Origin of the sequence: Chlorogloeopsis sp. ULAP01, from assembly GCF_030381805.1 — a bacterium.
Lineage (GTDB): Bacteria > Cyanobacteriota > Cyanobacteriia > Cyanobacteriales > Nostocaceae > Chlorogloeopsis.
This window is the reverse complement of record NZ_JAUDRH010000003.1, coordinates 255,589-281,582: the sequence shown is the minus strand read 5'-3', so window position 1 is coordinate 281,582 and position 25,994 is coordinate 255,589. Positions and strand designations below refer to the sequence as shown.

Below are 25,994 nucleotides of genomic sequence, written 5' to 3'. Positions count from 1 at the left end.
GTTTATACATAAGATGCCCAGAATCAAGCTCTAACTAAATATTTCCGCTCATGCTAAGTGACGAATTTTTATAGACCTGACTAACTACCTGTGCGATATATTATTATTTGTTTCGTTTTACAAAATTTGATCAGGTAGGGCGGGTTGGCACTCAAAGAAATGGATATCTATCAAGTTGCGATTCGTCCCATTTTATTTAACCTCCTCAATGCAGATCCAGAGTGGCTACACTCCTCAACGATTAGGAGTTTACAGTGGCTGGCAAATAATCATCATCACCCACCTGCTAGCTTGGTAAACAAACGCTTGCAGCAATCGTTGTGTAAGCGCGATCGCCGTCTGGAACAAACACTATTTGGGTTAAATTTTTCTAATCCAGTTGGCTTGGCTGCTGGATTTGACAAGGATGGCGTTGCCACTAAAATTTGGCCAAGTTTTGGTTTTGGCTTTGCAGAAGTGGGAACTGTAACCTTTCATGCCCAGCCTGGCAATCCCCGTCCCCGCTTATTTCGCTTGCCCTTAGATCTAGCTGCTCTCAATCGCATGGGCTTTAATAATAGCGGTGCAGCAGCAATGGCAGCACGTTTAGCAGAGTGCAACCAGCACCAATCCTCTTCAATACCTATAGGTATAAACCTGGGCAAATCTAAGGTAACACCCTTAGAAGAAGCGAAAAATGATTATCTCAATAGCTTTCGCTTGTTGAAGGAATTGGGAGATTACTTTGTTGTGAACGTTTCTTCTCCCAACACACCAGGATTACGATCGCTCCAAGATGCAGCCATGCTCAGTTCTATCTTGGAGGCATTACAACAAGATAATCATGCACAAAAGCCAATATTTGTCAAGATTGCACCTGACTTGGAATGGGAAGCGATCGCTGACATTATTTCCCTAGTCGAAACCTACAACTTAACAGGGATAATCGCCACCAATACCACCATTCGCCGTGATGGTTTGAAAACACAGATGATTACTCAAACAGGCAAATCTCCCCAAGCAGAAGCGGGTGGAATTAGTGGTGCGCCGTTACGCGATCGCTCCACGGAGATTATTCGATTTATTGGGCAGCAAACTCAAGGTAAAATGCCGATCATCGGCGTTGGTGGTATTTTTACCCCAGAAGACGCTTGGGAGAAAATAACTGCTGGTGCTTGCCTCATCCAAGTCTACACAGGCTGGATTTACTCTGGCCCAATGATAGTACGCCGTATTCTCGAAGGCTTGCTTGCAAAGTTAGAAAAAACTGGATTAAATTCCATCTCCGAAGCCGTGGCACTAGAAGTAAAAAGTAAAGATTAGAAACAGAATTAACTAGGCTGTTTCCTTTACCTTTTGTATGCTTGCCTGTTAACTTTTAGTTTCTTCCATAGGAAAAAACTCCTTCGTTTCTGGAGAATATACCCAAGCAACACCATCCGGATCTCTGCTACGACTCCATTCAGAAAAGTCTGGATCGTCTCGTCGTTTATACACTGTACTGGAATAAACATTAAGCCGTTTTGCCAATTCAGATTGGATCAAAGAACCAAAAGTCAGCTGTTTTTCTAGTGGTTTTTTGATTTCCTCTAGATTTGCCTGAGGTACGGTTTCTGTTTCTAGTTCTTCCTCTGTAAATTTGGGTGACGGTGGCGCTAACCAATTTTCAACAGGTTGAGTATCATGTTGAGAAGGAAGAAGCTCTTTAACTGGTTCGCTACTGTCAAGTATACTACCTAGAGTACTGACAGTGATAAAGTGATATACCTTGTTACCGTCCTCAGAAGTAACAATGTTGGCTCCAAATTCTGAAGCTTTTGCATCTAGGTAGCGTTTTGCCACATCTCCCGCAAAATTGCCTTTAATTGCCAAATCCATAGGCGTTATTCTGCCTTGGTTTTCCCGAATTATCTGATTAAACATCGGGTTAACTTGCAGACACCACTTTTGCCATTGATAGAACTGCCAAATATTGAAGCCCAATATCAGTAGAATCGCCGCCAACCAAATTCGCCAGGTAGCAACTAGAAAAATAATCAAAAAAGATAGTGGCAAAAGCAGAATAAGATAACTTTTGCCATAATCTTCGCCGTAGTCTTCTATTGATTTTTCACTCATGCCGATTTTTGCCAAGTGACTCTTAAAGAAATGATATTATCTTGGCAAAAATTTAGGCAAATATTTGTAGCTTTAGTTTATTTGCCAAATTTTTTTGACAAAACCTATGTATGTTAATGGTTGTACTAGGCAACTACCTCTGGCTATCCTTAGCAATGGGGTGCAAAAATGAAAAATTTTGATCTAAAAATAAATAGCAGGCAAAAATTGGCGTTCAGACTTGGGCAAAAAGGCAAAAAAAGGCAGAGAACAACTACATGATTCTTGGTTTTGCAGCCGACTTCCGCAACTTGGGTATCACTGCCAAGGATAGTTTTAGTTCAACTATAGCTTTGGTGGCACAGCTGCATCGTGGCTTATGACTGGAACTTATAGTAGTTAGACAAGATGCTTGTTATGGATGAAGGAACTTCTTATTAAGCGGGAAGATAGCAAAGCGATCGCCCTGTCACTTTAATTTACATGGCTTGAGTCTAAAGAATCTATAGAAATAACTGAATCAGACTTTGATGAGAATCGCTTGGTAAGTGGGGAGATTAAGTCATAGAAGAATCCTCCACTAACATCTATACCTCTAGTATGAATTGCCTCTAATAGCAAAATTCAATATGCAAGATAGATGCTCTCATCCCTGGAAACAGTGAAGATGAAGACAAAAGCTCTTCATACTTCTTAACAGCCATGACATTTGATTATGACTTATTTGTAATAGGTGCTGGCCCAGCTGGACTAGCAGCAGCAAAAAAAGCAGCCTCTTTTGGCGTGCGTGTTGCCATTGCCGAACAAGAAGCCCTCGGTGGTACTTGTGTAAATCGCGGTTGTGTTCCAAAAAAGTTTATAGTACACGCCGCAGACTTCGCTTTTCAAAATCAGATGGCACACGGTTACGGTTGGAGTGAATGTCAAAGAAACTTCGACTGGACGCGTTTTATTCATTCAGTACACCAACAGATAGAAAGTATTAATTACTCATATTTTGAGCAGGTGCAAAAAGCCGAAATTGATTTAATTCGCGGTCATGCTACTTTCATTGATGCTCATACCATAAATATTGATGATCGCAAATTTACAGTTGACAAAATTTTAATTGCTGTTGGCGCACGTCCAATGCAATCGCCTATCCCTGGAATCGAATACAGCATTACTTCCCGCGAAATGTTTAACCTACCGTATTTACCAGAACGGTTGGCAATTATTGGCGGTGGCTACATAGGTATAGAATTTGCCAGTATGATGAACGCTTTTGGTTGCCAAGTTACGGTTGTTGAAACAGATGAGATGATTCTATCGGGTTTTGATGATGATATTCGCTCTGGCATTCAACAGAGTCTCAAAAACCGGGGTATTGAGTTTTTCACCAACTGTAGTGCTGAAGAAATTAAACATGGTGGTGAGGAAGGCTTGTTGTTAACCATCGCTGGCAATAACCCAATCACAATAGCAGCAGATACTATCTTAGTTGCCACAGGTCGTATTCCGAATACTAAAAATCTTGGCTTGGAAAATGCTGGAGTAACAGTTGGCAACAAAGGTGAAATCCAAGTTGATGAAGATCATCGTACTACCCAGGAAAATATTTTTGCTGTTGGTGATTGTACCAACCGTTTGCAATTAACCCCTGTTGCCAAAGCAGAAGGCGTTAATTTTGCCAATATAGTTTTTGGCAAAAAGCCACAAAAACTCAATTACGATTTTGTGCCTTCTGCCGTTTTTACCCGTCCGCAAGCAGCAAGTGTGGGAATGACTGAAGCCAAAGCACGGGAAAAATTTGGTAAATCTGTAAAAATCTACCGCGATCGCTTTCAACCTTTATTGTTTAAGTTGGGCAACCAAGATGAGCAAGCAATGCTCAAATTAGTTGTAGAGGGTGAATCAGAGCAGATATTAGGCGCTCACATGGTTGGTGAAAATGCCGCAGATATCATCCAATGCCTCGCTGTCGCAATTTGCAAAGGTATTACCAAGCCAGACCTAGATGATACAATTGGCATCCACCCAACTACAGCAGAGGAATTCCTAACGTTAAATTAAATTAAGGGCTGGAATTACAAAAAATAATAATTTATGACATACGATTACGACCTGTTTGTCATTGGTGCTGGTTCTGGAGGTTTAGCGGCTTCCAAACGTGCTGCCAGCTATGGAGCAAAAGTAGCGATCGCCGAGCAAGATTTAGTTGGCGGTACTTGTGTCATCCGTGGCTGTATTCCCAAAAAACTCATGGTTTATAGCTCCCACTTTCCCGCGTTATTTCACGACGCCGCAGGCTACGGTTGGAAAGTAGGTGAAGCCGAGTTAGATTGGGAATATTTAATTACAGCTATAGATAAGGAAGTTAGAAGACTCTCGCACCTGCATATTACCTACTTAGAAAAAGCAGGAGTAGAACTGATTCCCAGTCGCGCAACTTTGGTGGATCCGCACACTGTAGAAGTTGATGGACGCAAAGTTACAGCAGATAAAATTTTAATTGCTGTTGGGGGGCGTCCCGTAAAACCAGAGTTACCGGGGATGGAATACGGTATTACCTCCAACGAAATGTTTCACCTCAAAGAAAAACCAAAACACATCGCTGTAATTGGTGCTGGTTATATTGGTACTGAATTTACCTGTATTATGCGTGGTTTGGGATGTGAAGTTACCCAAATTATCCGTAAAGAACTGATACTAAAGGGTTTTGATGAAGATATTCGCACCAACATCCAAGAAGGAATGACTAACCACGGAATTAAAATTATTCAAAATACAGTGGTGGAAACAGTTGAAAAAGTGCCAGAAGGACTGAAGCTAAATTTATCTGGAGATAATACAGAACCAGTCATCGCTGATGTATTTTTGGTAGCAACAGGCCGCATTCCCAATGTCGAGGGATTAGGCTTGGAAAATGCAGGAGTTGAACTAGTACCCAGTTCTATCGAAGGGCCAGGGTACAGTACGATGAATGCGATCGCTGTCAACGAATATAGCCAAACTTCTCAGGAAAATATCTTTGCTGTTGGCGATGTTACAGACAGGATAAATTTAACTCCGGTTGCAATCGGTGAGGGACGTGCTTTTGCAGATAGTGAATACGGTAATAACCGTCGTGTATTTAGTCACGAAGATGTGGCAACCGCCGTATTCTCCACACCTGAAGCTGCTACAGTCGGTTTGACGGAAGCCGAAGCACGTCAAAAATTCGGAGATGATGCAGTAACAGTATATCGCGCTCGCTTTCGACCGTTGTTTCATAGCTTGACTGACGCTGAAGAAAGAACAATGATGAAGTTGATAGTCGATGCCAACACCGACAAAGTACTGGGCGCTCACATGGTAGGAGAAAATTCAGCTGAGATCATTCAAGGTGTCGCGATCGCTGTGAAAATGGGTGCAACTAAAAAGGATTTTGACGCGACTGTCGGTATTCACCCCACAGCAGCAGAAGAATTTGTCACAATGCGTTGATTGTTATTTGTAATATTAGTCATTAGTCATTTGTCAGTCACCAATGATAAATGACTAATGATTAAGGATGATCTGACTAAGAAAAGCTGAATGTCTAGTGAATATATTTACCTTCATGGCTTTGCATCCAGTCCTCATTCTGCCAAAGCTCAGTACATAAGCGATCGCTTTGCAGAATGCAATATCAAGTTGCAAATTCCTGATTTGAATTTTGGGAATTTTTCTCATCTCACAATTACGCGGCAAATCAATCAAGTCGCCGCAGAATTTTGCCAAAAGACACCAGTAACTCTCATTGGTTCAAGTTTAGGTGGCTTAACTGCTGCCCACTTAGGGCAAAAATATTTACAAGTAGAAAAACTTGTTTTGTTAGCACCAGCTTTTGGATTTTTATCCCATTGGTTACCAACTTTAGGAGATGAAAAAATCCAACGTTGGCAGCAAGAAAAATATTTAATGGTTTATCACTATGGGGAGGAAAAATCCCTACCTCTAAGTTATGATTTCATAACAGATGCTGTTCAATACAAAGAAGAAAATTTACAACGTCCTATTCCCACCCTGATTTTGCACGGAAAAAATGATGAAGTTATTCCAATTCAAGCCAGTTACGATTTTACGAAACTTCGTCCCTGGGTAAAGTTAGTGGAAATTGACAGCGATCACGCTTTAGGTAATGTCATGGCAGAAATTTGGCAAGCAATTAGACAGTTTTGCCAGCTACCTTAAAAGTTGTATAATATCTAGTTCTGAGTCATTAGTCCTTTAACTAATGACCATCGACCATTGACTAAATTATGCTGCCATTCATCCGCTCAGATTTAGCTCTATTTACTGCTTATAAACCCCACCCTGGGAGCGATACAGCCCAACCAGTCTCAGCAACTCAGGTTGATCGTCTAGATACTAATGAAAGTCCTTATGATTTGCCTTTTGAGTTAAAAGAAAAGCTGGCATGGACATATCAGCAGGTAATAGAGACAAATCGTTATCCCGATGGCGCTCATGAAGAACTAAAAAGCGCGATCGCTGAGTATGTTAACGAATCAGCAGACTTATCCTCACCTATTTTTACTACTACTAATATTTCCGTTGGGAATGGTTCAGATGAGCTGATCCGTTCGTTATTAATTGCCACTTGTCTAGGAGAAGGTTCTATTCTCGTTGCTAATCCCACTTTTTCTATGTATGCGATTTTGGCGAAAACTTTGGGAATTTCAGTCGTAGAGGTGAACAGAAATGAAACGAATTTTGAAATTAATTTAGAAGCAGCACAAGCAGCCATAGAGCAAACTCACAATCCTCCTATCCGGGCAGTTTTTGTAGTTCATCCCAATTCCCCTACCGCCAATGCTTTAACCGCAACAGAAATAGCATGGTTAAAAAGTTTGCCAGAGCAAATTTTAGTGGTAATTGACGAAGCTTATTTTGAATTTAGTCAAATTACCGTAGTCAATGAATTGTTACAGCGCTCTAACTGGGTAGTATTGCGTACATTTTCTAAGGCTTTCCGGTTAGCCGCTATGCGCGTTGGTTATTGCGTTGCCCATCCTGAGCTAATTGCAATATTAGAAAAGATTCGCCTACCCTACAATCTTCCCAGTATCTCAATGGCTGGGGCATTAGTTGCTTTACATAACCGTAAACTGTTGCTAGATTCAGTGTCGCAAACTTTAAAGGAACGAGCCAAACTAATTGAAACTTTATCACAGCAACCAGAACTGCAAGTTTGGGACAGTGCGACTAACTTCATCTATTTACGTTTGAAACCAACTGCTTCTCAAACACAAGACACCACATTAAAAGCACTGAATCAACAACTTAAAGCTAATGGTACTCTTGTACGAGAAATTTATGGTGGATTGAGAATTACTATTGGAACTCCTGACGAAAACACCCGCACTTTGAATAACTTGCAAGTTGCTCTAGCAAATCTCAAATTATAACTGTTAATTTAGTAATAAAATCTGTTATCTACCTCGCTGCCCAAGCGGCGCACCACTGCCACAGTTTGTGGCAAGACACCTACTAAAAGAGCAAAAGCCTCATCTGGTAATAAAGCCACAACCTCAGGGGGAAAATATTGTTCAAATTGATCGAGGATCTTTTGAACTCGCTGTTGGGGAACTTGGTTTTCCGTAATTTGCTTGATCAAGCGAATCCACTGCCGCCTAATTAAGTAAGCTTTTTGTCGCTCTTCATTAGTTTCAGGAGGCAATAAAGACAGATTTCCTATCGGCAGCGCCCCTTGACAATCACGATCATAATCGCCACCTACTGCTGCTCCCGGCCCTGCAAACTCAGCATGATACTGTTTAAAAAGTATTAATCCATTTCGTTTTCGACTGTTGATCACGAATACTTTTCCGCTTAATAGCTTTTTGAGGATATCCGAGCCATAGGATCGTTCAGCCCCATCTGGCATGACGATATAGTCAAGGAAACTTCTGTCAGGGTAATAGGTAGATACCATAGCAGTCTGATAGCGTCGGCGCTTTTCGCTATCCATCTTTTCCCAAAAAGAAAATGAATTTGATAATTGCTTGCACTTAAAATAGATTGTTATTTAATTAAAGCTTTTTTCTTATCTTAATTATCAACTTTTAAAGTCAACTGAACTAAGATAAAAAATAATATAGGCTCTGTCCAGTCATTGAGTAACCATAATTTTATGAGATTTAAATTGATTTGTCTGCTAGCATAAGTGTATTTTATTAAAGTTTTTATAAAGATGAATATATAAGTTACAAAGATATTATGAGGACTTTAATAACTATCAATAGTATTTTTACTGTTATGGTAAATATCATCGGTTTTAATATCAAAAATACTTATATTTGTATACATAAACATTTTTCACATCATTAAAGCTTAAATCAAAAACAAATTTTTTCTAACCTTCTAATAATATATTTACTTTTTTGGGAATATATTAATAAATGTATATATAGTTCAAAGTTTAGATAAAATTATTGTCAGCAAAAGCAAAAAAAGAACTTTTGCAACTTTACAATTAATTACTCAATAACTTAGTACATTTATCAAAATTTTGTTTAATAACCATAAAGTTATATATACATCAATCTTAACTAATTTAGTATATTGGCGTGTAAAATGCCAAAGTAGAAATTAGTTGAAAAGTAATTGAATTTGGTTATAACAGGCTAGAAGCTCAACCAGATGAAAATTTTCAACGATTAGCTAAATTTATATAAGTTTCTTGACTAAGTTAGTGTCAAAGTTGGTGTTGAGGATACAAAAGCTAATAAACAGCTAATTTAATCAACTAAAAGATGTTTGTGTAATAATATTTGTTGCGATCGCTTAAAAAAGAATATATTCCAGTTAGGTTCAACCTTGTGTACTCGATACCCCTGCTTGAAATAAAGCTGACGTGCCTGATAGTTATTTTCCAAAACGTGGAGATATAGTTCTTCAAACCCCCATTCTCGAACTATTTTTTCACTGGCTATAAGCAGCTGTGAAGCAGCACCTTGCCTGCGATATTTGGGGTGAACGGCTAAATTAGATAGGTAAGGAAAATTCCTGCCAACCTCTGTCCAAGCATCATTAAATCGCACACCTAACTCTACGGTACCAACTAAGTTATCAGCTAGACCAGCAGTAGTCTCAACCGCAACCAAACACATATGATGGGGTGCTGCTGATGCCAAGCGATGTCTTAAATCTTCGTAAATACCCAAACGTAGTAGTGGGAAAGCCCACCCCCAGAAACCTTTTTGGGAGTGAAAGCTTTCGGCAATAATTTGAGCAACACCGATCAAATCAGCAGCTGTAGCCGCACGGATTTGGAAATGGCAGGAAGCTTGATCGGCGGCTATAACGAGCGGTTCTTTGTGGAATGGATCTAAAAACCAGGATGTCAAGGTTAGTTTCGTGTTGAATTGATTGAACAACAATCCTTTCCAATATCCTAAAACACCATTCAACTTATGTGAAAAACTGAAACAGTTTAATTTGTTGAACTTAGTTTTAAGAATTAGGGACTAGTTGAAGCATAATCTAACTGCCAGAGACTAGGAGTGGTAGTAACTAGTCTCTCATTTATCATCCCTCATTTAACATTCCCTACCTAGCTGCCACTTGTCTTGGTGATGCTGCTGATAACTAAATTTTAATATTAATTTGGTCAAATATTATACTTACTTTTTGGGCTTATGATTATAAAGTTTGTGCTTTGACAAAAACATACATAAATAAAATTTACCTGTAAGTGTTAGTGTCGGCGCTATGACGGGAAAACTTAGTATGTAGCATATATAACTTCAACCGGATATTGAAACCAAATTGGAGCAATGCACATGGTATCAAATAGTTGTCATCAGAGGTAAATAGTTGTGAGCAAACCTCTTCCAGTCAGCAATCTTGTCAGCAAACAGCTCATAAAGTCAAAATGCTCTGCTCTTACCTGACTCAGTCTCATCCTTACCTGATCAGATTATTGTTTATCCGACTGCCTTTGCAGCAGGAAAGCGGTGCATGAAATCCCAAGCAAACTATAAGCCTAAAATTTTGGTTGTCGATGACGAACCAGACAACCTTGACTTGCTGTACCGCACCTTTTATCGCGATTATAAGGTGTTGAGGGCCGGTTCTGGCCCCGCAGCATTGGATCTACTTTCGCAAGAGGGAGATGTATCAGTAATCATCTCCGATCAGCGAATGCCGATGATGAGTGGTACTGAATTTTTGAGTTTAACAGCAACTCAGTATCCAGACATTATTCGCATCATCTTAACTGGCTACACCGATGTCGAAGATCTGGTAGAAGCGATCAATTCTGGTAAAGTATTCAAATATGTCACCAAACCGTGGGAGGCAGAAGAACTTAAAGCGGTGGTACGTCAAGCTTTGGATACTCATAATGTTCTTAAAGCCCGTACTCGTGAACTAACCCGTACACTTCGTCAGGAATCGCTGCTAAATACCGTCACCAATACGATTCGTGGTGCCTTAGATTATCGGCAAATTCTACAAACAATTGTGGATACTGTAGGCCATATGTTGGAGGTAGATGTCTGCCTCTTACGTCCATTTCAAGATAATCGATTGGTAGATGAAAGATTTATTTACCAAAAAAGACTTTCTCAAACAATAGAACAGTGGGAGCATCAGCCGCGTTCAGAGTTTGCCCCTATAGCAGATCCCCTTTGGGCGGCTTCCCTTGGAGTGTGGACAGGTGCTCAGAAAACAGAACAGCAAAGGCAGCCCCGTGTGGAAGTTCCTGCTGTTGAGGAGGCTACCGTGGAGAATGTTGACTTCTCACCCCTTGCCCCCCTCTCCCACTCCTCTTTGGCACAGACAGTTTGGGAAACGCGCGAAGTACAGGTAATTCAAGATATTGCCAGCGATGAACGCATCCAAGGTGAAACTCCCGAACTCCAAGATCGTGCTGCTGCTTTTGCTGAAGCTAATATTTGTTCTAGTTTGGTATTGCCGCTGATTTGCCGACAAGAACTGATGGCGGTGCTAGCACTGCATCAGTGTAACCAGCCCCGTGCTTGGAGTGAAGACGAGGTGCAGTTGGTGATGATGGTAGCAGATCAAGCAGCCTTGGCTTTATCTCAAGCTTATGCTTATGAGCAAGTACGTGCTCTTGCTCAACGTGAAGCCTTGATTAATACGATTACTAGTGCTATTCGCTCTAGTTTAGATCCACAAGATATCTTTGCAGCTATCACTCATCAATTAGGACAAGCTTTACAAGTTGACGGTTGTGTATTGTCTTTGTGGACACAAGAAGATGAGTTTGTTCACTGTGTAGGCTTATACGACAGTTATAAAAATTCGGACACAGAAAATTTAAAGCATACCGACTATGCTGACAATCAGAGTTTACCCTTATCACAAACACCTATAAAAGAGAATCCAATCCTACAAGAAATGTTGCGGACACAACAGCCAGTGGTAATTGGTGATATGGGGCAATGTCCTCCGCAAATTAAGGGAGCCGATTTGCCTTTGCGATTGCCAGCGCGATCGCTGATGGTAGTTCCTTTGCTTGCTGATGGCAAAACTATAGGTAGTATTACGTTGCGTGAAAGTAATAGTGTGCGACAATGGCTGCCGTTTGAGATTGAGTTAGCCAAAGCCGTAGCAGCACAAGCGGCGATCGCAGTACAGCAGTCTCACTTGTACCAAAAAACTCGCGAACAAGCTGAACGTTTGCTGGAGTTAGACAAACAAAAAACCGAATTTTTTCAAAATATCTCCCACGAATTTCGTACACCTATTACCTTAATTCAAGGGCCATTAGAATCTGCTGTAGTTTCAAAGGAGGGATTATCTTACGAACAAAGTGCGATTGCTCTGCGCAACTCCCGCCGTCTGCTGCGACTGGTTAACCAACTTCTCGATCTACAACGCTTAGATGCAGGGCGAATGCAGCCTAGTTTTCGTCCTTGCGATTTACTTGAATTTGTTAATTCAATTGTCGAGTCGTTTCGTCCTTACTGCCAGAAAAAGGGATTGCATTTAGTTACTGAAATGGCTAAATGTCCTGAAGTTTACTTGGACATGGAAAAATTCGATAAGGTAGTTTACAATCTCCTGTCCAATGCGATGAAATTTACTCCCGAAGGCGGCATTATTACTATTAAAGTGCAGCCTCAAGGTGAAAATTGTCTATTACAAGTTCAAGATACCGGTATCGGTATTCTTAAAGAACAAATACCTCTTTTATTTGAACGCTTCCGCCAAGCTGAAGGCTCAGAAAGCCGTTCCTATGAAGGTACCGGTTTGGGTTTAGCTTTAGTCAAGGAACTGGTGGAAATTCACGGCGGTAAAGTCACCGTGGAATCAGTTTATGGTGAAGGTACAATTTTTAGCATCTGGCTTATTCCCGGTAGTACTCATCTTCCTCAACAGCAGTTACTAGAAGCCTCTGTGGAAGTTAATCTCAGTCGTGCTGCTGTGGAATTGGCAGATTTAGAACTGATCGAAGAGGGGATTGGAGAAGAACAAATCATTAGCACCCAGCCTCTAACCCCTGGTTCCTCGATCCTAGTTGTAGATGACAATCCAGATCTGCGTACTTATGTATCTGGGATTTTACGTAATAGCGGCTACCAAGTGCAGACAGCTCGTAATGGCTCAGAAGGATTCCAGATTGCCAAGAAAATTTTGCCTAGTTTAATTGTTAGCGATTTAATGATGCCTGTGGTGTCAGGTTTGGAAATGATTCGGATGATCCGCAATGAAGACAAGTTGAAAGGAACACCAATCATTTTGCTGACAGCGAAAATTGATGAAGAAACTCGTATTGAGGGTGCAGAGCGTGGTGCAGATGCTTATTTAGCTAAACCATTTAATGATCGCGAACTTTTGGCAGAGGTGCGAAACCTCTTGGCTTTAAAGGAAAACGAACGAAAGGTAGTAGAGTTAAATACTTATTTGACAGAATCTGTACTTAAGCGCTTTTTGCCACCTGCTTTGGTTAAAAAAGCTGCTGCTGGAGATTTAGTTTTGGATTTACGCCCAGAACCACGTTTAATAACAGTCTTATTTAGTGATATTGTCGGTTTTACTCAGCTAGCAAATACTCTAAGATCACGGCGAGTAGCCGAGTTGCTAAATGAATATTTAGAAGCTATGACGAGAGCAGTATTTGATAATGGTGGTAGTGTGGATAAATTTATGGGAGATGCGATCTTAGCTTTGTTTGGAGCACCAGAAGAACTAACACCAAATGAACAAGTAAGGCGTGCTGTTAATACTGCTAGAGCAATGCTGCGATCGCTAGAGCATTTAAACCAACGTTGGCGAGAGCAAGGTATTTTCGATGCCACCGAACGTAAAAGTGTAGAGTTTCGTTGTGGCATTCACCAAGGTACGGCAGTGGTAGGTATGTTTGGTAGTATCGAACGTGCTGATTATACAGCCATAGGCCCTAGTGTTAATATTGCTGCTAGATTACAACAAGCTGCTGTTGCTGGTACCATACTTGTTTCTGCTGCTGTAGCAGATTATTTACAAGAAGATGAAATTATTAAAGGTAGTCCATTAGAACTAAAAGGAATAGATGAAACAGTTTTAACTTTTGCTGTGACACCAGAATTGGTGGTTAATGGTTAATAAAAAACTGGTAATTAATAATCAACTATTAAGTTAAGTCAACATAAGTAAATTAAAAACATAGGGCCCCGAGTTCTTCGATAAATCGGAGTTCTTATACCATTTCCCATTAATTACAATACATATAAATCTTGTAGAGACGTGCCATGGCATGTCTCTACAAAAAGATATGTTTCACTTTGAACCTGGTAACGAGGGTTTGTGGGCTGCCGCCTCCAGGCTGTTTTACAGCTTGGGCATAATTTCCGATAATAAATGACCGGGAACTTTTGATAAGGCAAGATTTTGTCCTTTAATTCCTAACTCATTATGAAAAGCGCGAATGGTTTTGACAATATAAGTAAATGTAGTTTGATAAGATTCTTGTTTATGAGTTAATCTGTTTAAAGCTTGTAAATGATTTTCTAATGCCGCTTCTAAATGCCGAGAACGAGAGGCTTTATCAATATTTAAAGACTGATCGGATGCTAGTTGATAATGAGCTAATCCTAAATTATTGTGAGTGGTGAATATATCGAAGCTCAAACTATCTTCGCTGAGTGAATTAGCAATAGCAATGCATTCTTCATAGGCTTTAATGCAAAGTTTGAGGAATTTTTGCCGTTCTTCTTTTGTTGTTTGCGATTGGTTTGCTAAGTTCCAGTAAGCAGTACCAAGATTATTTTGCGTAGCGGCACAGGCAGTAGGAACATTAGCAGGAGTGCGATATTTTAACGCCTCCCCATATGCTTTCACCGCCAGTCGCAAATTTTCTGTTGGATGATCGTATTGTGCTAAATTCCAGTGGGCAGTACCGATATTGTTTTGGATCATGCCATATTTGAGCGGTTCCTGTTCTGGGTGATAGTAATTTAGGGCAAGACTGTAAGCCGCGATCGCTTTGTGCAAGTTTTCTGCCGATTGAGTATGTTGCGCTAAATGCCAATAAGCAGTACCCAAATTATTTTGAGTGGCAGCATACTTCAATGGTTCCATATTGTTGGTACGGAAGCGTACTACTTCAGTATAAGCTGCGATCGCTTGTTGCCAGTTTTTGACTGGATTCTTGAAACGTGCCAAGTCACCGTAAGCTGTCCCTAAATTATTTTGCACGCGAGCGTAAGTTTCTGAGTGTGTGTCGGGCGAAATTAACTTCAAAGCTAACTGATAAAATTCAATTCCCTGTTCTATATAAGATTGCCCTTCTTCAGAATTGGGTGGTGTACGGTACAACATCCAGTACAGTGTTCCCAAATCATTTAAGATATCTGGAACGTGGGATGAGGTTTCATCATGAGTAATTGCCTCTTGATATGCAAGAATCGCTACCATAATGTTTTCTATGTTTGCCTGCCCTTGTTCGAGCCGCAGGCGATATAAATTTCCTAAGCGATGATAAGCTGCTGCAATTGTCTCTGGTAAAGCTTGTTTTGAATGTAATGCATCAATTTCTTCCAAAAGTTGCTGCGCTTGTATGCTTTCATCTCGATTTTGAGCGATCGCATGATCAGTATTATTAATTGTGGCTTGTATTAACTCCGTTAATTCCTGACTGATGTGTGTAAATTTCGGCTCTGAGCTTGTTTCACTAACACTGATTTGATGTGTTAGCTCCTCCTGCGGTGGTTCTGGCATCAATATTTCTGATCTACTTACAGGAGTTTCTGGGATTTTATCTTGATGATTGACGACTGGTGGCTGTGACTGAAAGTCAAAATCTACCTCAAAGAGAGATTCTTCCAAAACAGATTGCTCAAAACTGCCCAAATCCAAACTTTTATAACTAGATAAACGTTCTGGTGAACTTCTATTATTAGCAGTTGGTGTTGGTTCTCCAGCAAAAACAAACACACCTGTGCGGCAACGCCAAAATTGTGGTGCTGACTGCTGAATCGCATATAACCAAGGGCGCGGCACCCACAACAATAAACTAGATTCTAAAAAACGGCTTGATTCTGGACTTGATAAATGCTGTTCGGTTAATCGTAAATAATGTAAAAATAAACGCTGTATTGCTACTGGTTGCTTAGTTAGCTGCTCAACACCTACAATCTGAAAGCCTGGTATTGGTAGCGATCGTCCAGGACTATCTTTTGATGCTCCTACTATTGGTGGTGGATAATTAACTAGCCATTGATTGATCTGAGCTATGGGGTTAGGATCGCTTAAGTTCAATCGTAAAGTGACTAATCGCGGATAAGCTGGTGTACTGGCTTCTTGTATTTCTGAAGGCTGATATAGCACTTGCCCAACCGGATAAGCCAAAGTTGAATGCAAACGCGCCGCTACTTGATTTCTTATGCTTAAATCATCACATATTGCTAAAAAAATTTGTCGTCGTAAACCAAGGCTAAGGGCAAGTTTTAGGCGATGGTATACTTGCCGATTCCATACAAATTTATCTGAATGTGCTGTTTCATTCACGCTCATGGCGGCTAAAGAGCCAAAATGCAGTGTACATTCCCTTTGGGGGCATATGCAAGCAGTCTATAATTCTGATTTTGACTAAGATTTGCAAATATATTGTTATTCTGTTCAGGATAAATTAATTATTTCTGGCATCAATAATAAGTATAAAACTATACTTCTGTCTACTTCAATTGTAAAAAATAAAAAACCAGGTTCCGATAAAGTTTGGAACCTGACAGGATAGATGTAATGTCAATTAATTTATCAATAAAACTTTTACTAACTAAGATTAGAAACAGAGAAGGCAACGAAAACTAAACCACCAACCAGAACCATTGCGGCAATTCCTAAAAAGATATAATTGCGCTTTTGCTGTGACGTAGGAGGTTCTGCTTGATAAACTTTAGGTTCACGCGCAAAATTATTTAAACGGCCGCCTTCTTCAGTCGTATAGGGCATGAATCAATTCCTTACTCTTCTCATTTTTTTAATGTTACATAAATGCAACATATACTCTCACCCATCAGAGATAATTCGTTACAAAAGTTTAGGGGCTAGAAGAGGAAAAGGAGAGGATATGCCTGGAGGCGGCAGTCCACAAACCTTCGTTACCGGGTTCAGCCGGGTAACGAGAAATCTAAAATCCCCAGAACCTAATCCCCAACTCCCAAATCCCAAGTCCCTAATTCGTGACAGTGCCAGTCATAGGTGAGGAAGGGCTGGCATAATCTTTTGTTGGCATTCTACCAGCAAGATATGCTAAACGACCTGCGATCGCTGCCATATTCATTGCACGTGCCATTGCGGGTGCGTTTTTAGCTAAGGCGATCGCGCTATTAATTAATAATGCATCTGCGCCCATTTCCATCGCTTGGGCTGCTTCTGATGGCGCTCCAATCCCGGCATCTACTACTACGGGTAAGTTAGCATTCTCGATGATGATTTGAATGTTAGCCGCAGTTTTTAGCCCTTGCCCGGAACCGATGGGCGCTGCTAGGGGCATGACAGTAGCGCAGCCTACTTCTTCCAAGTGCTTTGCCAGTATGGGATCGGCGTTGATATAAGGTAGAACGGCAAAGCCTTCTTTGACTAACTGTTCTGCGGCTTGGAGAGTGCCAATTGGATCTGGCAGTAAATACTTAGAGTCGGGAATTACTTCTAATTTGACAAAATTGTTATCTTCTTGCCCAAGGAGTTTTGCCATTTCTCTTCCCAAACGGGCAACTCTGATTGCCTCATCTGCTGTTTTGCAGCCAGCAGTGTTTGGCAGCATCCAAATTTTAGTCCAATCTAGTGCTTCAGCTAAACCTTCATGTCCGGGAGCGTTGGTTTGCACACGTCTGACAGCAACAGTAACTATTTGACAGCCGCTCTCCACGACACTTTGCTGCATTTCCTCAATACTACGATATTTCCCCGTGCCTGTCATTAAGCGAGAGGTAAAAGATTTGCCAGCAATGACAAGTGGAGAATCTTGAATGGGAAGCGAATTAGTAACTAACTGTGATGGTAAGTGACTATTGGAGAGTGTAAGCATTTGGCTGGGGGTAGATGACTGAGTCTGAAAACGCGAATAGTGAAAGTGATAAAGTAGAGGATCGGCGGATTTTTGTTCCTCAATCAAATCGGCAATCAATTCCGCCGTGATGGGTGCTAGAAGAATACCATTGCGATAATGGCCAGTTGCCAAAGTTAAATTTTTACAATTACTACTTCCCAGTATTGGTAATTCATCAGGAGTAGCAGGGCGAAATCCCCACCATAATTCTTCAATTGGATAATGCTGGATTTGGGGATATAATCGAATCGCTTGTTGGAGTAAGGTTTGAATTCCGATTGGTGTATTGTAGGGCGTAAAGCCGACATCTTCGTTAGTAGCACCAATAATAATGCGGCGATCGCGTCTAGGCACAATGTAAATATCATCACCAAACAAAATACGTGTCAAAGGCAATTCTGTCACATATTCTGGCACTCGCACACTTAGCATTTGTCCTTTTTTTGGGCGCACTGGTAGGGGAAATAATTGATTTGACCAAGCACCTGCGGCTAAGATATAGTTTTCAGCACGCAACACTCCAGCATTGGTTTGTACGCCCACAACCTGTCCTTGCTGCTGCTGAAGTCCCTCTACTGTCGTTCCTTCTTTCAACTCTATGCCTAACGAGCGTACTGAACTCAGTAGAGCTTTTGCTAAAGCACGATTATCTACTTGGGCATCTTCGGGGTACCACCAACCACCGATTACTTCTTCACCCAACCCTGACTGATATTGGTTAATTGTTTCTTTGTTTAACCAATAAGCAGTCTTAGAAGACGCAAAGAAACTTTCATCTGCATTCCCCACGTCCTCTTCCAAAACTGGTGCTAAACTTCCACAAGGCCAGTAACCAGTGTTTAAACCAGTGATTTGTTCTAGTTTCTGCGTCCAGTTGGCATAAATAGAACGCGATCGCCAGCACAATTGTTGCATTGCTGGATGGGTAATTTTTTCGGTATCTGGTGCTAGCATTCCGGCTGCGGCATGAGTAGCGGCAGATTGAAAGTCGCGGCTTAAGATGGTAACTTTTGCTCCGCGCAGTTTCAGTTCAACAGCGATGGCTAAACTTATAATGCCGCCACCAATAATCAAAACATCTTTATTCATTATTCATGTAGTTAATTGTCAAGAGTTAGTAGGGGTGATGAAATTTCTGATTTCAGTGGTAGGGCAAACACAATTATCTCGTTCAAAGCACCCACAAAAAAGTTAAATAGTCAAGAGTCACTAGTGATGGTTTTTACTGCTGACTATGGACTTTTGACTAAATAACTCCTAACTCCTAACTCATCACTCATAACAGGTAACTCATAAGTGCTAACCAATGAATGGTAAGCGCTACCATAAAGCTGGAATTGGTTCGCTGCTTTGGTTTGAATTGTTGGATTGAGTGTCGTCTGTAGTGTTAACTGAGTCAGTTGTATTTTGAGCAGTTGTGGTTTCAGTTGTATTTTGAGCAGTTGTGGTTTCAGTTACTGTGTCATCAGCAGTATTACTCTGTGATGCATTACTCCTGGTGTTATTTTCAGAAGCAGTACCAGCTGCCGTACTATTAACATTGATATTAGCAGGCAAAACTCGCGATGTTTTACCTCCATTTCCCGGAGCTTGAGCGGTGTTTTGTCCACCCATTGGAAAGTTAATGCCCAGCAAGGTACCTAATAAAATTGCTAAACCTCCAGCCATCAAAATCAGTGGTGTCCATCTACCCATGTTAGTTTTTCTCCTTTTAGTATCCAGACTAGTTAAAGACCTACGCTCCAAACATCCATCAAACTTTGTAAATAAGTGGCAAACTCCCTATAACCTGAGTTTGATTAGTTCAACACAGGTTTATTGTAGGAGAATGAGGAGGTAGGGAGCGCTGCTTATGCCAGCGCCAATATGCTGTTTTCCTTTGCTTGACTTTTGAAACGTCGAATTGTACACAGCAAATGCTGATCCCTGATTGTTAATTACCTTAGCACCGCTATTGTAGAGGTCAATACTATTTTGCAGCAAAATTTTCTTCACATTGTCTCCGCGCAAGCACTCAATTTTATTTTCTTGAGCTAGTATCTTGAGCATCTTGGATGACTAAACTGGCTGTTTTTTGGATATTGACACATTGTCTTAAAGTTGTCTTTCAAGTCACAGTTTTATGACCGTAAATTCTTCGCCCCAAATTTGGATCTACGACACCACTTTACGAGACGGCACTCAGCGTGAAGGCTTATCAGTATCAATTGAAGATAAGCTACGCATAGCTAGGAGGCTGGATCAACTGGGTATTCCTTTCATAGAAGGTGGTTGGCCGGGGGCAAATCCCAAAGATGTACAATTTTTTTGGCAGTTACAAGAAGAACCACTCCAGCAAGCTGAAGTTGTAGCTTTTTGCTCGACTCGCCGTCCCCATAAAATTGCGGCATCCGAACCAATGCTGCAAGCAATCCTTGCTGCTGGTACCCATTGGGTAACTATATTTGGTAAGTCTTGGGATTTACACGTCACAGAAGGACTCAAGACTACTTTAGCAGAAAATTTGGCGATGATCCGCGATACTATTGAGTATTTGCGTGCTCAAGGACGTCGCATTATCTACGATGCGGAACACTGGTTTGATGGTTATAAACAAAATCCCAGTTATGCTCTGCAAACTTTAGAGACAGCGATCGCTGCTGGTGTAGAATGGGTTGTCTTATGTGATACAAATGGCGGCGCTTTACCCCATGAAATTACGCAAATCATTACAGATGTCATCAAGGCAATGTCTTGCGATATTCAAATCGGAATTCACACTCATAATGATTCTGATACAGCTGTTGCCAATGCTCTAGCAGCAGTTATGGCAGGAGCAAAAATGGTACAAGGTACTATAAATGGATACGGCGAACGTTGCGGCAATGCTAATCTTTGTTCGTTAATTCCCAACTTGCAGTTAAAACTTGGTTACGAATGTATAGAAGAAAACCAGCTTCTCCAACTAACTGACACTAGCCGCTTTGTCAGTGAAGTCGTAAATCTTGCTCCTGACGAACACGCACCATTTATTGGTAGATCAGCATTTGCTCACAAAGGTGGCATCCATGTATCAGCAGTGGAACGCAATCCCCTGACTTATGAACATATTCAACCAGAACAAGTAGGAAACCGTCGTCGCATCGTCATTTCTGAACAGTCTGGAGTTAGCAATGTCTTGGCGAAAGCTCGCTGTTTTGGGATTCAATTAGACAAGCACAACCCGACAACACAGCGAATTCTTGAACGTTTAAAGGAATTGGAGAGTGAAGGATACCAATTTGAAGCGGCTGAGGCAAGTTTTGAGTTGTTGATGCGCCAAGCCTTAGGAAACCGTCAGCAATTTTTTGAAATCAAGGGCTTTCAGGTTCACTGTGATTTGGTGCAGGAAGAAGAAACCACAAGCTCTCTTGCTACTGTTAAAGTTGCTGTCAATGGTAAGGATATTTTAGAAGCAGCCGAAGGAAACGGCCCAGTTGCAGCTTTGGATGCAGCTTTACGCAAAGCTTTAGTGAATTTCTATCCCCAAATAGCTGCTTTTGAACTAACAGATTATAAAGTGCGAATTCTTAACGGGCATACGGGTACATCAGCCAAAACCCGCGTCATGGTTGAGTCTGGTAATAGTCACCAACGTTGGACGACTGTTGGAGTTTCCCCAAATATTCTGGCGGCTTCCTATCAAGCAGTAGTAGAAGGACTAGAATACGGTTTGTTGCTACATTCACAAGCTGAACAGGCTGAAGCGATTATGAGGGCGTCATCCGATTTTGGATTTTAGATTTTGGATTTTGGATTGCTTACCTAGACTAAAATCGGGGGTTTGTACAATCAACAAAATTATCGCTGAAGTTAAAATTTGACTAGTTCAAGTGCTAATCCCATATATATTACGATTTAGACTCTCACACCACGTAGGGTGATTGGCAACTTTTTGCGAATTTTTAACTACCTTATGGCACAGTGGCAGAAAATTCTTAATCTTGATGCTGTGCCTTCATTAAGCACTCTCAGAGAAACTTTTCCAAGCTTGAGCAACTACTTGACTTAGCCAGCGTCGTTGCTGCCGATCTAGCACACTGTCTTCTGCTAATACTTGAGCAGTTAACTCGTCTAAGGATTGTCCTTGAGCGCGAACAATTTTGACTACACCAGCGATCGCCATAGCAACTAATTCTTCATCTACTGGCTTTTGCCGTAAGGCAATGATTTCTTGAGTGCTATCTGGAATGGGATAATTCATGGCGGAAGTTTACAGAGATAAAAAATGAACAATTATTTTGATAAACTTTTAAAATTTCTTTACCGAATTTTCATTCAATAATTAGGGCGCATTTTAGCGTAAATTTGCCCTCTTTTTAATCTGTCTTAGTGAATATCTTTGTCGGAGATGAGAAAAAACATGAAAGAGATACTTTACCTAGAAATTCCTGTCCCTGATACATCAGCTGTATGCAAATGGCTGCAAGCTAAATTTGAACCAGGAACAGGGGAAAAAATCCTGACACCAGATGGCTTTCGTCTGAGAATGATTGGAAATACAGCGAGTGAAGGGAGTATTTCGGAAAACCTGCCCAGCGAACTTTCTGTTTTTGTCTGGTCAGTGCAGCGAACAACTTATTTAAAAGTGTTTCGTTGGTCAAGTCAACCCTTACCTCAAGAAAAACAAATCCTCAAACGCCTGACTACTGACATCAGAAATCGCTTTCCGCATCACTACCCCGAACCACCAGCAATTGATTTGTCTAAGCAATCTATTTTCGAGGCACTAGCCCCCCATTACCCGTTGACTGTCAAGTACTTTCAGAAAATACCAAATGGAGAATACGATCTCAAGCGAGTTTACTGGTGGGAGCAACGCTGGCGTCAAGGTGTGCGTAATCCCCAGAAGCCACGGCAGGTGGTGTTTTCTCATCATGGGGATAGGGAGTTAGGGAATAGGAAAGAAGCAGAAGTGCAGGGGAGCAGAGGTGCAGGGGAGAAAAACTTTCCCGATACCCAATCATCAATCCCCAATTTCCAATACGATCTCATTTACATCGGTGGCGCCCTGGGTGTGATCCATGCAGCAGTAATGGCAAAACTTGGTTATAAAGTTTTACTAGTGGAACGATTACCTTTTGGGCGGATGAATCGGGAATGGAATATTTCCCGCGATGAAATTCAAAGCTTGATCAACTTGGGTTTGCTTACTCCTGCCGAAGTCGAATCGATTATTGCGCGGGAGTACAAAGACGGATTTAATAAATTTTTTGATGCTTATGTTCCCCAAAACCTCAAAGCACCCATATTGCACACTCCCACAGTCTTAAATTTAGGTTTAGATTCCGAGAAATTACTACTTCTATGTGGACAAAAGCTACGATTAGCAGGTGGTGAAATTTGGGATGAAACAGAGTTTATTAAAGCTGATATTTATACCTCGGAAGTTATTGTCACCGTTCAAAACTTAAGCGATCGCTTAAGTAAGCAAGTTAGTGGACGAGTGCTGGTAGATGCGATGGGAACTGCCTCGCCAATCGCCTGGCAGTTAAATGGAGGTCGTGCTTTTGACAGTGTTTGTCCGACGGTGGGGGCGGTAATTGAGCGTGGATTTGAACCAGGAGTGTGGGATTCTCAGTACGGGGATGTTTTAAATAGTCACGGTGATATTTCTAGGGGTAGACAGCTAATTTGGGAATTATTCCCAGGAGCAGATCAAGAATTAACAATTTATTTGTTTCACTATCATGAAGTCAATTCCAAAAATCCCGGTTCCCTATTGGAAATGTACGAAGACTTTTTCACAATTTTGCCTGAGTATCGGCGCTGCGATGTAGACAAATTGGTGTGGAAAAAGGCGACATTTGGTTATATTCCAGGACATTTTAGTGTTGATAGTCGCGATCGCACAGTTGCATTCGATAGGTTAATTGCCATTGGTGATGCAGCATCACTCCAGTCTCCCCTAGTTTTCACAGGTTTTGGTTCCCTAGTTCGCAATTTAGAACGCCTCACCACTCTTTTGGATGTTGCCCTCAAACACAACCTACTTTCTGTACGACACCTCAACCGAATTCGGGCTTTTCAAAATAATATTGCTGTGACTTGGATGTTTTCTAAAGGCATGATGGTTCCAACTGGAAAAAATTTACCCCCAGAGCGCATCAATGCTATGCTCAATAACTTTTTTGGATTATTAGCAGACGAATCACAAAAAGTCGCAGATGATTTTATTAAAGATAGATTTGATTGGTTGACTTTTAATCGCCTGGCACTGAAAGCAGCTCGCAAAAACCCCGCTTTACTACTATGGATTTGGGAATTAGCTGGAGCTAAGGATTTACTGAGGTGGACAAGTAACTATTTTGACTTTACTCGTCATTCTCTAGCTATTAGCCTGTTCAGTGGATGGTTGCCAAATTTACTGCGCAAATTCCGCCCTTGGCTGGAATCTCGTTATCCAGCATTGTGGTTGCAACTATTAGCAATCAACTATAGTCTATTTGCAGGTAAAGGTCACCCTGATTGCAAAGTAGTACCAATTAGTACCGAACCAAAACTTCAAAAGTCAATTGTTAATTAAGTAAGAGTTGATCAACACAACAATAAGGGCAATCAGATTCATTATTTTTTCAAAACATAAAATTAAAAGTTGAAACCCCTAAACTCTTTTATAGGGTTTCTCTTGTGCTAGCTAAACGACGCCTAACGGCGAAAAAGTCTGGTGTGTCTACTGCTGCCTTCTGCCTTCTGACTTCTCATTATTTGGGCGAAAATTCGGCAGTTCCACTGATGCCAAAGACTTTCGCCCTTTGGGTGGACGTTGGGGATAAAGTAATGGAGAAGGTGAATGAGAATGGGTGGAGTCGTCAGTCATTGGTTGTTGAGGCACAGATGTTTCTGGTGAATCTTGGGGAAACAACTGTGAAGTTTCTATCCAATCATCCAGATCGTCTTCAGAATTAGTGTCAGGGCTGGTAATGTTATTATTTACTGATTCTTCAGCATCATCACAGGGTGTAGCAAAACTTTCTGTTTGTGCCAAAACTTCATCACTCTTTTCCACATCTACTTCTACACCTTCTGCTGCCATAGGCTGTGGTGAAGTAGATGCAGGTTGAGCAGTAAAAAATGTTTGGAATAGGTTATTTAGTTGTTCTTCTAGGTTTGGCTGCTCTGAAGATGAGGCTGTTGCTGATGGATGAGAACTATTGATTTCTGGCTCAATATTTGGTTGGTTCGCTGCAAGCGGAGCTTGATCACCTAATTTATCTGTAGCTGATGATTGAATGGGAGTAGGATTTTCCTGAATAGATTTATCTTTAGCTGATGACGGAATAGAAGTGGTAGGATTTTCCCATTGATGGGTTGGTGAGTTCAATTCCTGCCATACTTTGTTTGGTTCATCCTCAAATGATTCTGATTCTGCTGACCAAGGTCGAATCGGTCTTTGATTGGAGAAAATAGAGTTAGCTTGCTTAGAGTGGGTGGTGTGTCTATTACTTACACTGCTTTGAGCATTATCCTCTAGTGAATCATAACTTGGGACTGTTGTGTCTAAACACTTTTCCAAAGCTGCTTTAAATTGTAGGGTTTGGCGTTGCTGCCGCATTAGCCGAGAACGCAACTCTCGACAAGAATTTTCTGATTGTAATAGCTGGTGAGACTGTTCGTTATGTTTAGTTTGAAGTAAGGCACATTCCCGCTCTAGTTGAGCAAGGCGATTTTGACTAATTTCTAGCTGCCCTTTGCAACTTTCAATGAAAATTTCTTGAGTTTGAACTGTAGAGACGGCAGTTTCTAATTGCTGAAACAGCGACTTAATTTGCTCTTGGGTGGCAGCAAGTTCTTGAGCTTGTTGCTTGAGCATTGTTTCTGCAATAGTTGAACGCTTTGTCTGTAACTGCAAAGTTTCTTCTGACTCAGCTAAGGCTGCTTTCAAATGTTCTACTTGTTCGTACAATTCATTGTTGGCAGAACGTAATTCCTCATTCAATGCTAGCAGTTGCTGAAATTCGGCACCTACTAGTTCTTGTTGTTGTTGATCGGGTTCGGCAACCCAATCTTGCTCAGATTCTATCTGCTCAAATGGCAGTTGATTTAATTCCAAGACGCGATCGCTCGCTATGTGTGTGTCTACAACAGATAAAGAGCTAGGGTGTGGAAGTAATTCTTCGGTTGTAGACGAGCGATCAGATTCCGACTCGTCAACTACCTCTGCTTGAGATTGCTGCTCTTGTGCTGGTGCTAGCAGTGGTAAGTACGATATTGTCTTGTTTGTAGGATGCCCAACGAAATCAAAAGGACAATTGGTTTGTTGCGATTGTGCCACATTGGCAGGATTTAGGGGTTTAAGAAAATTCCCGTTATTTGGGGTGTCTGCTTCATTCATCACTGTTCACCCACCAGCTTCAAACTAATTGATTGGAGAATCCAAGAGCACGACTGAGTT

17 protein-coding genes are annotated in these 25,994 nt (G+C 41.1%); 8 read left to right on the top strand and 9 right to left on the bottom strand.

What is annotated here, in order from left to right; genetic code table 11:
- Positions 1 to 159: 159 nt before the first annotated feature.
- A complete protein-coding gene (locus tag QUB80_RS07475; protein ID WP_289789096.1) occupies positions 160 to 1,302 on the top strand; it encodes a quinone-dependent dihydroorotate dehydrogenase in 1,143 nt (380 codons plus the stop codon).
- A gap of 48 nt (positions 1,303 to 1,350) precedes the next feature.
- Here QUB80_RS07475 and QUB80_RS07470 read toward each other — a convergent pair whose 3' ends face one another.
- On the bottom strand, positions 1,351 to 2,097 hold the full coding sequence (locus QUB80_RS07470; protein WP_289788877.1) for a hypothetical protein: 747 nt from the start codon (positions 2,095 to 2,097) through the stop codon (positions 1,351 to 1,353).
- 681 nt (positions 2,098 to 2,778) lie between these two features.
- On the opposite strand from QUB80_RS07470, the gene gorA reads away from it, so the two are divergent.
- From gorA to QUB80_RS07450, 4 genes are all read left to right on the top strand, one after another.
- Positions 2,779 to 4,128, top strand: a complete 1,350-nt coding sequence (gene gorA, locus QUB80_RS07465) for a glutathione-disulfide reductase (protein WP_289788876.1) — start codon at positions 2,779 to 2,781, stop codon at positions 4,126 to 4,128.
- A gap of 33 nt (positions 4,129 to 4,161) precedes the next feature.
- Positions 4,162 to 5,541, top strand: coding sequence for a glutathione-disulfide reductase (gor, locus tag QUB80_RS07460; RefSeq protein WP_289788875.1), 1,380 nt, complete (start codon positions 4,162 to 4,164; stop codon positions 5,539 to 5,541).
- A gap of 90 nt (positions 5,542 to 5,631) precedes the next feature.
- Positions 5,632 to 6,270 carry a YqiA/YcfP family alpha/beta fold hydrolase gene (locus QUB80_RS07455; protein WP_289788874.1) on the top strand — a complete coding sequence of 213 codons (639 nt, stop codon included), beginning with the start codon at positions 5,632 to 5,634 and terminating at the stop codon, positions 6,268 to 6,270.
- A 68-nt stretch (positions 6,271 to 6,338) separates the two neighbouring features.
- Entirely contained in the window at positions 6,339 to 7,487 is a 1,149-nt protein-coding gene (locus QUB80_RS07450) for a histidinol-phosphate transaminase (RefSeq protein WP_289788873.1), read from the top strand.
- Between the two features lie 8 nt (positions 7,488 to 7,495).
- On the opposite strand, the gene QUB80_RS07445 is transcribed toward QUB80_RS07450, so the two are convergent.
- Positions 7,496 to 8,050 carry a hypothetical protein gene (locus QUB80_RS07445; protein ID WP_289788872.1) on the bottom strand — a complete coding sequence of 185 codons (555 nt, stop codon included), beginning with the start codon at positions 8,048 to 8,050 and terminating at the stop codon, positions 7,496 to 7,498.
- Between the two features lie 769 nt (positions 8,051 to 8,819).
- Positions 8,820 to 9,428 carry a GNAT family N-acetyltransferase gene (locus tag QUB80_RS07440; RefSeq protein ID WP_289788871.1) on the bottom strand — a complete coding sequence of 203 codons (609 nt, stop codon included), beginning with the start codon at positions 9,426 to 9,428 and terminating at the stop codon, positions 8,820 to 8,822.
- A 613-nt stretch (positions 9,429 to 10,041) separates the two neighbouring features.
- On the opposite strand from QUB80_RS07440, the gene QUB80_RS07435 reads away from it, so the two are divergent.
- On the top strand, positions 10,042 to 13,635 hold the full coding sequence (locus QUB80_RS07435; protein ID WP_289788870.1) for a response regulator: 3,594 nt from the start codon (positions 10,042 to 10,044) through the stop codon (positions 13,633 to 13,635).
- A gap of 225 nt (positions 13,636 to 13,860) precedes the next feature.
- Here QUB80_RS07435 and QUB80_RS07430 read toward each other — a convergent pair whose 3' ends face one another.
- The 4 genes from QUB80_RS07430 to QUB80_RS07415 form a co-directional block, all read right to left on the bottom strand.
- Entirely contained in the window at positions 13,861 to 16,044 is a 2,184-nt protein-coding gene (locus tag QUB80_RS07430; protein ID WP_289788869.1) for a tetratricopeptide repeat protein, read from the bottom strand.
- Between the two features lie 258 nt (positions 16,045 to 16,302).
- Complete coding sequence (psb34, locus tag QUB80_RS07425) at positions 16,303 to 16,482, bottom strand: photosystem II assembly protein Psb34 (protein ID WP_289788868.1); 180 nt, start codon at positions 16,480 to 16,482, stop codon at positions 16,303 to 16,305.
- 223 nt (positions 16,483 to 16,705) lie between these two features.
- Complete coding sequence (thiO, locus tag QUB80_RS07420; RefSeq protein ID WP_289788867.1) at positions 16,706 to 18,670, bottom strand: glycine oxidase ThiO; 1,965 nt, start codon at positions 18,668 to 18,670, stop codon at positions 16,706 to 16,708.
- Positions 18,671 to 18,901: 231 nt separating this feature from the next.
- On the bottom strand, positions 18,902 to 19,276 hold the full coding sequence (locus QUB80_RS07415) for a hypothetical protein (protein WP_289788866.1): 375 nt from the start codon (positions 19,274 to 19,276) through the stop codon (positions 18,902 to 18,904).
- Between the two features lie 427 nt (positions 19,277 to 19,703).
- On the opposite strand from QUB80_RS07415, the gene cimA reads away from it, so the two are divergent.
- Entirely contained in the window at positions 19,704 to 21,341 is a 1,638-nt protein-coding gene (cimA, locus tag QUB80_RS07410; protein WP_289788865.1) for a citramalate synthase, read from the top strand.
- Between the two features lie 219 nt (positions 21,342 to 21,560).
- Here cimA and QUB80_RS07405 read toward each other — a convergent pair whose 3' ends face one another.
- A complete protein-coding gene (locus tag QUB80_RS07405; RefSeq protein WP_289788864.1) occupies positions 21,561 to 21,803 on the bottom strand; it encodes a hypothetical protein in 243 nt (80 codons plus the stop codon).
- A 159-nt stretch (positions 21,804 to 21,962) separates the two neighbouring features.
- Here QUB80_RS07405 and QUB80_RS07400 point away from each other — a divergent pair, with 159 nt between their 5' ends.
- Positions 21,963 to 24,125 carry an NAD(P)/FAD-dependent oxidoreductase gene (locus QUB80_RS07400; protein WP_289788863.1) on the top strand — a complete coding sequence of 721 codons (2,163 nt, stop codon included), beginning with the start codon at positions 21,963 to 21,965 and terminating at the stop codon, positions 24,123 to 24,125.
- Between the two features lie 147 nt (positions 24,126 to 24,272).
- On the opposite strand, the gene QUB80_RS07395 is transcribed toward QUB80_RS07400, so the two are convergent.
- Complete coding sequence (locus QUB80_RS07395; RefSeq protein WP_289788862.1) at positions 24,273 to 25,934, bottom strand: hypothetical protein; 1,662 nt, start codon at positions 25,932 to 25,934, stop codon at positions 24,273 to 24,275.
- Positions 25,935 to 25,994: the final 60 nt, after the last annotated feature.